This is a genomic window from Nocardia sp. NPDC050413 (assembly GCF_040655475.1).
Lineage (GTDB): Bacteria > Actinomycetota > Actinomycetes > Mycobacteriales > Mycobacteriaceae > Nocardia > Nocardia coubleae.
This window is the reverse complement of sequence record NZ_JBFAJZ010000014.1, coordinates 37795-51399: the sequence shown is the minus strand read 5'-3', so window position 1 is coordinate 51399 and position 13605 is coordinate 37795. Positions and strand designations below refer to the sequence as shown.

The following is a 13605-nucleotide window of genomic DNA, read 5'->3' as shown; positions in this document are numbered from 1 at the left end:
ATAAGGCCTCCGGTCCCGGACCGGGGGCCTTATTCATGCCCCGATCACCACCACTGGAGAAGGATGTTTCACGTGGAACGAGAACTGGGTGCGCTGTCCGCCGAACTGGAACCGCCCGCTGCCGCAGCCCGGCTGTTCGGTGACCGCCTGGACCTCGCCCGCCGCTACTGCGCTGCGCTCGCCACCGCAGGCGTGGAGCGCGGGCTCATCGGTCCGCGTGAAGTCCCCCGGCTCTGGGAGCGGCACATCCTCAACTGCGCGGTGGTCGGTGAGCTGATCGACGAAGGCGTGTCCGTGGTCGATGTCGGCAGTGGCGCCGGACTGCCGGGCATCCCGTTGGCCATCGCGCGGCCGGACCTTCGCATCACGCTCGTGGAGCCGCTGCTGCGCCGGACGGTGTTCCTGAGCGAGTTCATCGAAGACGCCGGACTCGAGGTCACCGTCGTGCGCGGGCGCGCCGAACAGTCGGGCGTCATCAAGGAAGCGGGCGGCGCGGATGTCGTCACCTCGCGCGCGGTCGCCCCGCTCGCTAAACTCGCGCACTGGTCGCTCCCCCTTCTCCGTGACCACGGACGGATGCTCGCGCTCAAAGGAACCAGCGCCGCCGAGGAACTCGAACGCGACGGTGCCGAGCTGATCCGGGACGGCGCGACCGATCTTCGCGTCGTCGGCTGCGGCGCGGGCATCGTCGAGATCCCGACCCTTGTCATCAGCGCCGAACTCCTCCCCCGTGCCGAACGCCCGAACCGTCGCGGAGGACGTAAAGCCGCTGGCGCGGAAAAGAAGACGAGAAGGCGCAACAACTCCTGAATTGCCCTGGCTCGCTTTCGGATGCGGCTCAATGAGTTTCGTACCGTGACGAAATGGGTCGAGGGTGGTTGGGTGCGCCGGGTTAGCGTTGAATTTCGCCATAGCGACTGGGATAGCAAGAGGTGGGCGTAGGAGTTGCGGACCGCGCCCATGCCTCGCCGGCCGTGGTGGATGATCATCGACGGAACCGGTTCGTGAACGACGCTCTGTCGAGGATCTGGTTCTGAAGCGCGGAATCCGGTGGGGGCGCTGGCGACTGGCTCGTTCCGTGTTTCACGTGGAACGTGACCACACGTTGTTTCCCGTGAAACAAGCGTCGGTGAAGTGAATTCTGTGCCGCGTTGTGCGTGTCCCGTGCGGCGTGCCGCGATTCAGCTTTCCTAACGGTCCCGGTGCTGGCAAGCTATTGAGGGTCGGCGCGAGTGAGTCCATCTCCTCGAATTTCGAGTTCTCCACCGACGCAGTTTGTTTGTGATGACACGGCGCCGACGTTCGTCGGGGATACGTGATCTGAAGTTCTCGGGTTAGGAGCAATCTATGTCGAGCGGTCCGGCGAATGTTTCACGGGAAACAACGTCGCGGGTCCCGGGGATGCTGGATTCCAGCAGCTTCGACGCGGAGACGTTCGGGAATACTCCTTTCGGGCACATCTCCCCCGCCGAGACCCCGATCGCGGCGGAAGCGCAACGCGCCAGCCAGATTCTGCATCCAGGAAAGGTCACTGTGCCGAAACCCCGCGAGCAACGGATCATCACCATCGCCAACCAGAAGGGTGGCGTAGGCAAAACGACAACGACGGTGAATCTTGCCGCCGCACTGGCGCATCAGGGGATGACCGTCCTCGTCGTCGATCTAGACCCGCAGGGCAATGCGAGTACGGCGCTGGGCGTCGCCCACCACTCCGGTGTGCCGTCCAGTTACGAGCTGCTGATCGGTGAGGTGTCGGTGACCGACGCCATCCAGCAGAGCCCGCACAGCGAACGTCTGTTGTGCGTTCCCGCCACGATCGACCTCGCCGGCGCGGAGATCGAGTTGGTCTCGATGGTCGCGCGAGAGGGGCGGTTGAAGACCGCGATTCGCGATGCCGCCGTCGCCGGATACGACATCGACTACGTGCTGATCGACTGCCCGCCCTCGCTCGGGCTGCTCACCGTCAACGCGCTCGTCGCGGCCAAAGAGGTGCTGATTCCGATCCAGTGCGAGTACTACGCGCTGGAGGGCGTCGGCCAGTTGCTGCGCAATATCGGGCTGGTGCAGTCGCATCTCAACCCGGAGCTCCACGTGTCGACGGTTCTGCTCACCATGTACGACGGCCGCACGAAGCTGGCCGACCAGGTCGCGGAGGAAGTGCGCAATCACTTCGGCGACGTGGTGCTCAAGTCGATGATCCCGCGCAGCGTGAAGGTCTCGGAGGCGCCGGGCTACGGGATGACCGTGCTCGATTATGATCCAGGCTCCCGCGGCGCGATGAGCTACATGGACGCCGGGCGTGAGCTCGCCGGGCGCGCCCAGGTTGTCCAGGGCGCGTCGTAGTGCTGGTGTGTTGGAACGAGGAAGGGATCGGTAGCCGATGAGTCAGGCGAAAAAGGGCGGTCTCGGTCGCGGGTTGGCGGCGTTGATCCCGACGGGGCCCGCCGTGGCGCCCGGGCTCAGCAGTTCCGCGGCGAGCGTGATCGGCATCAACCCGATCGGCCCGCAACCGGCCGAGGCATTCCTGCATCGCGTTCCCGATGCCGAACCCGCGGAGCCGGAGGAGGATCTGGTCTCCCCCGGCGATGCGGTGTACCGCGAGATCCCCGCGGATCAGATCGAACCGAACCCGAAGCAACCGCGCTCGGTGTTCGAGGAAGAGGCACTGGCCGAGCTGGTGCACTCGATCCGCGAATTCGGGTTGATGCAGCCGATCGTGGTGCGGCGGCTCGAACCGGGTGTCGACAAGTTCCAGTTGGTCATGGGCGAGCGCCGGTGGCGCGCATGCCAAGAAGCGGGCCTGGCCACCATCCCGGCCATCATTCGCGATACCGCCGACAGCTCGATGCTGCGCGACGCGCTGCTGGAGAACATCCATCGCGTGCAGCTGAACCCCCTCGAAGAGGCGGCGGCGTATCAGCAGCTGCTCGAAGAGTTCGATGTCACCCACGAGGAACTGGCCTCGCGTATCGGCCGCTCGCGTCCGGTGGTGACGAACATGATCCGGCTGCTGAAGCTCCCGATTCCGGTGCAGCGTCGGGTGGCCGCCGGTGTGCTGTCGGCCGGCCATGCCCGCGCGCTCCTCGGTTTGGACGCGGGCGCCGAGGCGCAGGAGGCGCTGGCGGAACGGATTGTCGCCGAAGGTTTGTCGGTGCGCTCCACCGAGGAAGCGGTGACGCTGGCCAACCGCAATCCGTCGGAGGTCGCTCCCCCGGCACCGAAGCGCAAGCCGATCCACATGCCGGGTCTACAGGAAGTCGCCGAACGCCTATCGGGTTCCTATGACACCCGGGTGACGGTGAGCCTCGGCAAGCGCAAGGGCAAGATCGTTGTCGAGTTCGGTTCCGTCGAAGATCTCGAGCGCATTGTGGCGCTGATGGAGCAAGCCAGCCCTGAAACGTCACTGTGACAGGGACTTCCCAGCCTTTCTACATCTCGGAAAGAGGCGGCATTACTGTGGATAGTGATGTGGCGTGAGCGTGGATGAATCGGACAGCTGGAGGCTGAACAGAGCAGTGTCGACCAGCGTCACAGCATTGACCCTCGACGGACTCGATCGGCTTCCGGCGCATACCCGGCGGTGTGTTTTCTGGGAGCTCGATCCGGCCGTGGCCGCCGACTCCCAGTCCTTCAGCGATCCGGTTTTCGAGAAGGAGGCATGGCTCTCGACGGTCATGCTCGAATGGGGATCGTGCGGGCAGGTGGCACAGGTCGACAACAACATCGCCGGCTGCGCGCTGTATTCGCCGCCGAGTTCGGTGCCGCGCTCGACCCTGTTCCCCACCTCCCCCGTGAGCCCGGATGCCATCCTGCTGACGACGCTGCAGGCCGAATTCCCCTATGACGAATCCGATGTAGCCCACCGGCTGGTGCAGGCCGTGGTGGCCGATCTGGTGCGTCGCGGTGTGCGGGCGCTCGAGGCATTCGGCATCCGCAACGGGCCGCCGTCGAGCTCGGTCGCCGATCGGGGACTCGGCTCGTCGATGCGGCTCATGGAACGGATCGCCGCTCCCCTGCGCGATCGCGCCTCGACCACCCAGTGCACCCCGGAAACCTGCATGATCGACGCGGATTTCCTCGAGGACGTCGGCTTCGAAGTGGTGGCGCAGCATCACCGCTTCCCACGCCTGCGTCTCGAGCTCGACTCCGATCACGGCTGGAAGGAAGACGTCGAGCGCGCCCTCGACCAGCTTCTGGCCGCCGCGGAAATGGCGCCCCCTGCCCGTATCGGCGTGCGTTGAGGACATAGACGAAAGCGGCCCCGCAGATACTCTGCGGGGCCGCTTTCGTTGCGATGGTTACACCAGACCGGAATTCTCCGGCAGCCGGTCTTGCGCCGCCAGTTCCTCGGCGAGCAGCTCGGCGAAGGTGTAGGTGCCGGTGGGCTGGTCGTCCTGGCCGAGCAGGTACAGCCGTTTCACCGAGATGAGGATCGCCTCGGCGATCACGTCCCGCATGCGCGGGTTGGTGAGTATGGAGGCGTCGTATTCGTTGGTGAGGTAGCCCAGGTCCACCTGGACCGTCGGCATCTTGGTGAGACGCAGCAGATCCCAGGTGCGCTGATGGGTACGGCAGTCCTGCAGGGACGTGCGAGCAACCACCTCGCGCTGGATGAACCCCGCGAGTACCTGCCCGATCATCGACACCGAACCGTGCGAATTACCGAAGTAGAACCCGGCTACGCCCTGCGCCGACGGATTGTCACTCATCGCACAGCGCAACGAGATCATCAGATCGGCGTCGAAAGCGTTGGAGGTCTCGGCGCGTTCGGCATCGGTCGGATTAGCGCCCCACGGCCGCGACAGGAACGTCTCCATGCCGGTGGCGGCCATCCGGCCCTCGAGCCGCGAAGCCAGATCCCACAGGATCTCCGACTCGTACACGTCACCGAACTCCGACGGCACGGCGAATCCCTTGTCGGGACCGCCGAATCCGGGGTCGATGACGATGCGCTTGCCGGTTAGCTGCGGTCCCGCCCGGTGCACCACCTCTTCCTCGGCGATGCGATGCGGGTTGCCACCGGTGACGCGCGCGCCGAGCAGATCGAGCGAGCGCAATGTGTCGGGACCACAGATGCCGTCGGCCGAGAGACCGATCTCGCGCTGGAAGGCGCTGAGTCCCTCGTGGGTGTGTGGACCGAAGTAGCCGTCGACCCGGTGCACGTAGAAGCCGAGGTCCTGCAGCTTGCGCTGCAGGGTGGCCACGTCGTCGCCGTACAGCGGGGCGGACAGCTGGTAGATCAGTGTGCGGGCACCCAGGCGATAAGAGGCTTCCTTCAGCGCGCGATACGTGGCCGGGCCGACGATCCCGTCGACGAGCAGACCACGCTGCTGCTGGAACGCGCGAACCGCCGAGTCGAGCGAGCGGTCGAAGACCACATCGGTGTCCTGCCAATCGTGCTGGCGATGCAGGAAACCGAGGCTTGCGAGGGTGCTCCGAACCTCTGCGACGGCCGGTCCTGAATCGCCGTGACGAAGTCGGTGCATGCGTAAGAGCCCTTTCCTTCGGCCGGAGCGTCCGTCGATTGTCTCAGACCCGGGCGGTATTGCGGGAATCCCGGGTCCAGGCATCCTACGGCGCGTCGGCCGGTGGGAGGTGTCTTTGTCGGATCGATCGCCGCTCAGATGAGCCCGTCGAGCTCGCGCAGCAGCGCCGCCTTGCCCTTGGCGCCGACGATCTGCTTCACCGGCTTGCCGCCCTGGAACAGGATCATGGTCGGCAGCGACAGGATCTGGTAGTCGCGGGCTGCGCCGGGGTTGGCCTCGGTGTCGAGCTTGGCGATGGTGAGCTTGTCGGCATGGGTGCCCGCAATCTCCTCCAGCACGGGGGCGACCATCTTGCACGGGCCGCACCAGTCGGCCCAGAAGTCGACGAGCACGGGCTTCTCGCTGAGCAGCACGTCGTCGGCGAAGGACTGGTCGGTCACGGTGATGGTGTTGGCACTGTCGGCCATGGGTGTTCTCCTGCCTGGGTGGAACGCGAAATCAGTTGGCGGACACCGCGGCCGGGCCGTCGGCGTTTTCGAGTGTGTTGGCGGTGATGTCGCCCTGCTCGGCGAGCCAGCGCTCGGCATCGATGGCGGCGCGGCAACCGGTGCCCGCAGCGGTGATCGCCTGGCGGTAGGTGTGGTCGACGAGGTCGCCCGCCGCGAACACGCCTGCCACATCGGTGGCGGTGCCCGGATCGGTCACCTGCACATAGCCTTCGCCGTCGAGCGCGACCTGGCCCTTGACCAGTTCGCTGCGCGGATCGTGGCCGATGGCGACGAACAGGCCGGTCGCGGCCAGCTCGGATTCCTCGCCGGTCCTGGTGTCGCGCAGGGTGAGGCTGGTGACGCTCTTGTCGCCGTTGACCTTCACGACCTCGGCGTTGAGCCGGAAGTTGATCTTCTCGTTGGCCTTGGCGCGCTCGAGCATGATGCGGGAGGCACGGAACTCCTCGCGGCGGTGCACGATGGTGACGCTCGCGGCGAACTTGGTGAGGAAGGTCGCTTCCTCCATCGCCGAGTCACCGCCGCCGACGACCACGATGTCCTGGCCCTTGAAGAAGAAGCCGTCGCAGGTGGCGCACGCGCTCACGCCGCGGCCGAGCAGTTCCTGCTCACCGGGGACGTGCAGGTAGCGGGCGGCCGAACCCATCGCGAGGATGACGGCGTAGGCCTCGAACGTCTCGTCACCGACAGTGACCTTCTTCACCGGGCCGGACAGGTCGATCGCGTCGACGTCCTCGGTGCGCAGGTCGGCGCCGAACCGCTTGGCCTGCTCGCGCATCTGCTCCATCAGGTCCGGGCCCATGATGCCCTCGCGGAAACCGGGGAAGTTCTCCACCTCGGTGGTGGTCATCAGGGCACCGCCGAACTGGGTGCCCTCGAAAACCAAGGGCGCCAACTCGGCGCGGGCGGCATAGACGGCCGCCGTGTAGCCGGCGGGTCCTGAGCCGACGATGATCAGGTCGCGAACTGGCGTGCTCATGGGGCCCTTCCGAAAAGCAATGCTGGGACGTGTGAGTCAACAACAGCCTAAACGGTGTTGTTCCCTCTGCTCATTTGGCGGCTGGCGCCGCGGTTCTCGGCGCTGAACCCCCGCCTCTTCCCTCCCTGCGGGCACTCCTTCGTCGCACCCTCCGGTCAGTCCAGAGGCGGGGACGCGCCGAGAACAGCTGAGTGTCGCCTGGAAGGGCAGGTCAGCCGATGTCGCGGACGGCTAATCGGCTCGGGGCGCCCGTGGTGCATCCGGTGCCGACGACCAACGCGGTGATGGTCGGGGTTTGGGGGCCTTTGACGAGGACGAGGACGGCGTCGTCGCCGCGGAAGGTGATGCTCGACGCACCTAGGACGGCACGGTCGATGCCGTTGGCCTGCACGCACCGGGTGAGGGCGGCCTCGTCGGCGAGCGGGCCGTGCACGTCGCGTTTGCCGAGGGCGGTGAGGGCGGCGGCCGCGGTGAGGTCGTCGCCCGGGACGGCCGGTTCGGTGGGTGGGGCGGCCGTCGGTGTGCCGTCGGTGTTGTCGAGGGTGCCGACGACGGCGCCCACACCCGCGAGGACGGCGATCGTGGCCGCTGCCGCAACCAAGAAGCCCATCCGGCGGCGGGACTTGTACTGCGCCAACGAGATCGGCGTGGACGGTTCCGCGGCGGGGGTGGCGATGGTCGGGACAGAGGTGATTCGTTCGGTCGGGCCGTCGCCCACGTCGGGTTCGGCTGTGATTCGTTCGGTCGGTCCCTCGTTCGCGTCGAGTTCGGCGACGAATCGGAACATGCGGTCGGCGACGTCGTCGGGCATGCGGTGCACGACCAGGTCTTCGTCGGCCAGCGTGCGGAGGCGGGTGTTCACCTCGTCGAGATCGTTCAGGTAGCGCAGCGCGTCCGGGTCGGTGCGGACCTTGGGCCACAGTTGCTCGCGGAGTTCCGGTGCGAGATTGTCGGCGTGCAGATCGGCCAGCAGTTCCGACGGGAACGGAGGCTGCGGCACGGATCGAGCCACCTCGCACCTCCCCTGTTCTGTCGATTTTCGGATCGCAGCATGTACATCGCTGACTTGTTCGTCACTGTTAATGACGCATCCGGGCTAGCTCCGGTTCCCTGGATCCCGGAAAAATTCCAAACGTTCTTGCAAACGTACGCGCGCTCGGGCGCATCTGCTCTTGATCGTGCCTTCCGCCACGCCGAGTGCCAAGGCGGTATCGGCCACACTCCGGCCCTCCATCTCGGTCATCACCAGGGCGAGCCGCTGTTCGTCAGGGAGGGTGAACAGCGCCTCGCTCACCACGAGGTTCAGCTCGTAGTCGGCGTAGGCATCGCGTGGCTCGACCGCCTCGGGCATGGTGTCGGGGGTGACGGAGATGGCGCGGCGGGTCTTGTTGCGCCGGATCCGGTCGAGGCAGGCGTTCACGACGATGGCGTGCAACCAGCTGCGCACCTCGGACTCGGCGCGGAACGTCTCGGCGGTGCGATGGGCGGAGAACAAGGCGTCCTGCAGGCAGTCGGCGGCGTCCTCACGGCTGTAGGACGTGCGCAGCGCGGTCTGCCAGAGGTGATCCTTGTGCCTGCGCAGCAGTTCGGAGAAGGCGTGCGGTTCGCCGCGTACGTGCGCGGCGAGAAGTTCCTTGTCGCTGCCGTTCTCCAGGAACGAGCGATCGCGGAACGCCGCCTGGCGCGTTGTCCCCCCGCGTACTTGCTCGTTGACTTCCGGCGACAACACCTGACCCCTTGGACAGCGCTCATTACGGCGACTTCACGTCGGCGAACGAGGCCGATCCATCACCTGACTACAACGCGGCGTCCAGGACCGACGTCGACAGATCCTGGGTAGCTCCCTGCCGAGAGCGCGGGGTGATCATATCGCTGATAACAATTGCGCACCAACCGGACCGCGGTTCGATGAACACTGATGTTCTAGCGCGAAATAGGCATCCACCTGCGCAGATAGCAGGTGGGAAGGACTGCGGCGCGGGTTTACGGCGCGGCGTCGAAGCGGACGTCGGCGACGGCGGTCTGGAACTGTCCGCCCGAATTCGCCAGTCCGGTAATCCATACGAGCACAAAGCGAGCAGCCTGATCAGTCTGCACAGGGACCTCGGTGACGCCGTCGCCGAGGCGAGCCGAGCCGATCAGCTGGGTCTGGTCGAGCGTGGGCGTCTCGGTGGGCGAGGTCCGGATCTCGACGGTGCTGCCGGCGCTGGGCGAGGTGATCGAGACATTGGTGAGCTTGGCGGGGGCGGGCAGCGTAGCCAGCAGTCCCACGCCCTTCTTGAGGGCGGGGAACTGCTGGAAGTACTGGTCGGTGCGCCACACCGTTTCCGGGTTCTGGTCGAGCACCGCACTCGACGTCGCGGCACCGTCGGGGGTGCCCTCCGGGGAGAACACCCTGGCACCGGTGACGGCCACCGGCACACTCGACGGCTGCGCGGGCTGGTCGGCCGTCGGCGCGGCGGCCGCGCTCGGCGGCGCCACACTCGACGTGAGCCCGATATTGACCTGCTGATCCAGCGGCTTGTCCGACGCGCCGGGCGCGAAGATGCTCACCATCCACCAGATCAAGATGCCGACCACCAACGCGGCGAGCACGCCGAGCCCGACCATGATCCACATCATCCGCTTGGAGCGTTCGCGTTCGGCCGCAAGCAGTTCCGGGTCGGCGAGCGAATCGGGACCGGCCGCGACCGCCCGCTGACCCAGCCGAAGCACGGGGATGAAATCGGTCTTCTGATCGACGACCGAGGCTTGCTCGAGCACGTGCTGCACGGTGGCGGCGGTGCGCACACCCTTGTTCGATTCCAGCGACCGCACGGCGACGGCCGAGATCTCGAACGGCACCTCGGGCCGGATCTGGCGCGGCTCCACCGGGGTTCCGTCGGGTCCGAAATCGGCCAGCCGCAGCCCGCCGATCGTCGCGGCCGTACCGGTGACACCGCCGACGCGAATCGGCCAGCGCGCGGTGATGAGCGCGTAGAGCATGGCGCCGAGGCCACGCACATCGGACTGGGCGTCGGAATCGCCGAGCGTGCCGGGGAAGGCGAGCACGGCGTCGCCCGAGGCGCTGATCCGGATGCGGTCGGGATGGTCGATCGAGAGCGAGCCACCGCCGCGATGGGCCAGTTCGGCCGCCGAGGCGAGCACCCGGATGGCCCGAGCCGCACCGATCGGGGACGGCACCGTCTCGGCCATCTCCCGCAGCGACCGGCCGGGCGTCCACTCCGCGACAACGATGCCGCCGGAACTACCGCGCACCACGTCCAGGACCCTTGCCAGGCCGGGCGAGTTGATGCGGCCGAGGCGCAGCGTGCGCGACAGGATCGCCTGCGGGCCGTCGTGGCCCGCGTTCTCACCCGACTTCTGATCGGCATCGACGAAGGTCAGCGCGACCTCGCGGTCGAGTTTGATGTCGAGGGCCTGCCAGAACTTGAGCCCGCGCGCGCCGCCGTGGCTGGCGAGCAGGCGATAGCGGCCGCCCGCGACCGACGCGCCGGGGATCAGCTTCGGTCCGCGCTGCGGACGTTGCACGTCCTGCGGCGGTACGGGGATCGGCAGCATGCCGGTGTCGTGGGTCGGATCGTGCGGCGGCGCGGCACCGCGACGGTCCTCGGTCGGTTCGTTCTTCTCCGGCGACCCGTCTGCCTGCGGGTTCTTGCTGTCGTCGGGCGCGTCGGCGTGTTCGGATCCCGCGGTGTCTGCCCCGTCGGGCCGGACATCGGTGGACCTTCCTCCTGCGGCGCGCGCCGCAGAATCAGCGGCTGGGACGCCGCCCACCGCGTCATCGCTCACCCTCGGTCCTCCTTCGGCCTGATCTCCCGTATCGGTCTGCCGAACAGCGTACGGGAACTGCGCTTGACCGGTGATGTCAACAGCACCGGGCCGGATCACCGGCAACACCATGGTCTGGGTATCCATCGACTGCCCGTACGCCGGGAAGGCGTAGGTGTCGGGCCTGCGCAACACGGTGGTCGCGTAGATGTCCTCGGCCGAGGCGTCTTCGTCGAGCGTGGAGTCCGGCGCGGGCGGGGTGATGCCGAGCTTGCGCGAGACCGCGACGGTGATCGCCACCACCTCGGGAATGCCGACCAGACGCATCAGCCCGAACGCCACCGAGAACAGGACGAGCGCGTCGACGGTGACCCGCAACAGCGAGGCCGGGCCGCCGGTGACGTTCGCGAGGCCGGTCACGGTGTCGACGATAAGCATCACCGCGCCGCCCGCGATCGAGGCGAGCACCACCCGCGTGATGGTGCGGCCGACATTGGACATGCGCAGATCACCGAGGCTGCGGTGCAGCAGGATCCCGCCGATCACCGCGCCCGCGGTGAAGCTGAGGCCGGTGGCGACGCCGAGGATGATGACCACGTCGTCGCTGTCGCGAGCGATCACCGGGGCGAGCGCCGAGCAGGCTATCTTCACGGTGGTGATGCCGAGGATGATCCAGGTCGGCGTCCACGCCTGCTCACGGGCGTAGAAGACGCGCAGATGGATCAGCACCAGCGAATACGGGATCAGCGTGAAGGCCGACCAGCTCACCGCGCTGCCGAGGCGGGCGGCGTCACCGGAGAACCGGGCGTAGCCGTAGAGGGCCTCGCCGATCGCCGGACCGGCCAGCGTCATGAAGGCCACGATCGGGATCAGCGCGATCATGGTGAGCCTGGTGGCCGCGGACAGATCGTCGACCACGGCGGGCGTGTCGTCGGCGGCGGCGTTGCGGCTCAGCCTCGGCATGATCGCGGTGAGCAGCGTGACGCCGATGACGCCGTAGGGCAGCTGCAGCAGCGCCCAGGCGTTGGCGAAGATCGCCGGGCCCGCCTCGTCGGCCGCGGAGGCGATGTTGTTCGCCACCACCAGGCCGACCTGGCTGATGAGCACGTACAGGATGATCGCGGCGGCCATCCTGCCGAACTGCTTGAGGCGAGCGTCGATGCCCCACAGCGGGCGCAGATTGATCCCGTGCCTGCGGATGGCGGGCAGCAGGCTCAGCGCCTGGGTGGCCACACCTGCGGTGATGCCCAGGCCGAGGACCAGCAGTTTCGGGTCGCTCATCCGCACCGGGTCGAGGGTGATCTCGCCGGGCGTGAGCGCGTATACCGCCAGCACGACGAGCGCGACGATGTTGTTCATCACCGGTGCCCACGCGCCCGGTTTGAACGCCTGCCTGGTGTTGAGGATGGCCGTGAACAGCGCCGACATGCCGTAGAACAGGATCGCCGGTGCGAGCAGGTAGGTGAGCGCGGTGGTCAACGAGGTGTCGACCTTGCCGTCGGAGTCGACGAGCACGTGGCTGGCCAGGATCGGCGTCGCGGCGAGCGTCAGGACCGTCGCCACGAAAAGCACGGCGAAGGCGGCGGTCACCAATCTTCGGATGAACTCGGCGCCGTTGTCGGCGTCCTCCTGTTCGGCGCGCACCAGCGTCGGCACGACGATCGCCGTGAGCACCGCGCCGAGGACCAACTCGGCCACCATGTTCGGAATCAGGTTCGCCGAGATGAACGCACTGGCGATGGCCGGACCGAGCACGGTGAGCAGCAACAACTGCTTCGCGAACCCGGTGATCCGGCTGACGAGCGTCGCCACGGCGATCGACCCGGAATCCTTGAGCAACTTCGCGTTGGCCGACTGTGGATTCGTGTCACGCGGCGCGGGCTTCTCGGTACGAATCCGCTCCGGCCGCGCGATCACCTGCGTCTGCTCGGCCGCCCGAAGCGCGTCACCACCGGGCCGACTCGATGCCGCGGGCATCCCGGGGAAGCTGTCACGCCCAGGCCCCGGTCGAGCTGCCTCGTAGCCACGCGGCGGCGGACCGGCCTGCGGACGCCGCCCAGGATCCACCTCGGGACGTGCCTGCCGAGGAATCGCCCCGGATGCCCCTGCAGCCCGCTGCTGCGGAAACTCCCCCGACCTGGGCCCCGGCCGCTGTGGACCACCCGGCCGCTGTGCAGGCCCTTGATGCGCATCATCGCCGCCCCGACGACCTCGCGGTTGCCCGCCGACGCCAGGTTGTCCACCGGCGCCCCGCTGACCGCCGGGCACCGACCCGAAGCCACCCGGGCGTCCCTCGGGGCCGGGTCCCTGTGGTCGGAACTCGCCGGGGCGACCCGATTCGGGGCGTCGCGGCGCACCGGCGCCGGGCACCCGCGGGTCAATCGGCGGTGGTTGCGACGACTCGCCGTAAGGAGCGGCCGATCTCGGATCGGGCGGCGCAGGTCGCTGCTGGCGGGGGAACTCCCCCGAACGCCCGTCCGCCGGATAGGCCCGAGGAGGCTGCGGACCACCTGGTCGCTGCTGCCGAGGGAACTCCCCGGAACGGCCATCGGCCGGGTACGGCTGGGGTCGCTGCGGACCGGGGCCGCCCGGTCGCTGCTGGATCGGAAATTCGCCGGAAGGTGCGGGCCGACGGATGCTTTCGCCGGAACGTCCCGGTGCGCGCAGCGCGTCGTCAGCCACGGCACCGCTCGGGTCCCCCGGTCGCGGTGGCTGCCCGCGCAGTGGGTCTGCGGGCCCCGGACGGTGATTCGGCTCGACAGGTGGCAGCGGTCGATGCGGAGCATCGGGTGCCGGGCCGTAGTTCGACTCGCCGGGATGAGGTGCGCGCGGGGGTTCGGCGGGGCGATGACGCGGCTCGTCA

10 protein-coding genes are annotated in these 13605 nt (G+C 67.7%); 4 read left to right on the top strand and 6 right to left on the bottom strand.

Features of this window, described 5'->3' with window-relative positions; translation table 11 throughout:
* The first annotated feature begins 63 nt into the window (after window positions 1-63).
* The 4 genes from rsmG to AB0I19_RS25735 all read left to right on the top strand — a co-directional run bounded on the left by rsmG (window position 64) and on the right by AB0I19_RS25735 (window position 4241).
* Window positions 64-810 (top strand): 16S rRNA (guanine(527)-N(7))-methyltransferase RsmG, encoded by a 747-nt coding sequence (gene rsmG / locus AB0I19_RS25750; protein ID WP_357151907.1) that lies wholly within the window; start codon window positions 64-66, stop codon window positions 808-810.
* 537 nt (window positions 811-1347) lie between these two features.
* On the top strand, window positions 1348-2343 hold the full coding sequence (locus AB0I19_RS25745) for a ParA family protein (RefSeq protein ID WP_067644030.1): 996 nt from the start codon (window positions 1348-1350) through the stop codon (window positions 2341-2343).
* A gap of 37 nt (window positions 2344-2380) precedes the next feature.
* A complete protein-coding gene (locus AB0I19_RS25740) occupies window positions 2381-3409 on the top strand; it encodes a ParB/RepB/Spo0J family partition protein (protein WP_067644027.1) in 1029 nt (342 codons plus the stop codon).
* Window positions 3410-3515: 106 nt separating this feature from the next.
* Window positions 3516-4241, top strand: coding sequence for a GNAT family N-acetyltransferase (locus AB0I19_RS25735; protein WP_181698208.1), 726 nt, complete (start codon window positions 3516-3518; stop codon window positions 4239-4241).
* A gap of 57 nt (window positions 4242-4298) precedes the next feature.
* Here AB0I19_RS25735 and AB0I19_RS25730 read toward each other — a convergent pair whose 3' ends face one another.
* From AB0I19_RS25730 to AB0I19_RS25705, 6 genes are all read right to left on the bottom strand, one after another.
* Window positions 4299-5486, bottom strand: coding sequence for an N-acetylmuramoyl-L-alanine amidase (locus AB0I19_RS25730; protein ID WP_357151904.1), 1188 nt, complete (start codon window positions 5484-5486; stop codon window positions 4299-4301).
* 134 nt (window positions 5487-5620) lie between these two features.
* Window positions 5621-5953, bottom strand: a complete 333-nt coding sequence (gene trxA / locus AB0I19_RS25725) for a thioredoxin (RefSeq protein ID WP_225281643.1) — start codon at window positions 5951-5953, stop codon at window positions 5621-5623.
* A gap of 31 nt (window positions 5954-5984) precedes the next feature.
* Window positions 5985-6971 carry a thioredoxin-disulfide reductase gene (gene trxB, locus AB0I19_RS25720; protein ID WP_357151901.1) on the bottom strand — a complete coding sequence of 329 codons (987 nt, stop codon included), beginning with the start codon at window positions 6969-6971 and terminating at the stop codon, window positions 5985-5987.
* Window positions 6972-7182: 211 nt separating this feature from the next.
* Window positions 7183-7971 carry a hypothetical protein gene (locus AB0I19_RS25715; RefSeq protein ID WP_357151898.1) on the bottom strand — a complete coding sequence of 263 codons (789 nt, stop codon included), beginning with the start codon at window positions 7969-7971 and terminating at the stop codon, window positions 7183-7185.
* Window positions 7972-8067: 96 nt separating this feature from the next.
* Entirely contained in the window at window positions 8068-8625 is a 558-nt protein-coding gene (gene sigM, locus AB0I19_RS25710; protein WP_357152037.1) for an RNA polymerase sigma factor SigM, read from the bottom strand.
* 329 nt (window positions 8626-8954) lie between these two features.
* The gene (locus tag AB0I19_RS25705; RefSeq protein ID WP_357151895.1) at window positions 8955-12719 is read right to left on the bottom strand and encodes a murein biosynthesis integral membrane protein MurJ; all 3765 of its coding nucleotides are present in this window, start codon (window positions 12717-12719) and stop codon (window positions 8955-8957) included.
* Between the last annotated feature and the right edge of the window lie 886 nt (window positions 12720-13605).

Coding starts and splice junctions, on each gene's coding strand:
- trxB (WP_357151901.1), bottom strand. CDS start 6,971: ATGAGCACGCCAGTTCGCGACCTGATCATCGTCGGCTCAGGACCCGCC.
- AB0I19_RS25740 (WP_067644027.1), top strand. CDS start 2,381: ATGAGTCAGGCGAAAAAGGGCGGTCTCGGTCGCGGGTTGGCGGCGTTG.
- AB0I19_RS25705 (WP_357151895.1), bottom strand. CDS start 12,719: ATGCCCGCGGCATCGAGTCGGCCCGGTGGTGACGCGCTTCGGGCGGCC.
- AB0I19_RS25745 (WP_067644030.1), top strand. CDS start 1,348: ATGTCGAGCGGTCCGGCGAATGTTTCACGGGAAACAACGTCGCGGGTC.
- trxA (WP_225281643.1), bottom strand. CDS start 5,953: ATGGCCGACAGTGCCAACACCATCACCGTGACCGACCAGTCCTTCGCC.
- rsmG (WP_357151907.1), top strand. CDS start 64: ATGTTTCACGTGGAACGAGAACTGGGTGCGCTGTCCGCCGAACTGGAA.
- AB0I19_RS25730 (WP_357151904.1), bottom strand. CDS start 5,486: ATGCACCGACTTCGTCACGGCGATTCAGGACCGGCCGTCGCAGAGGTT.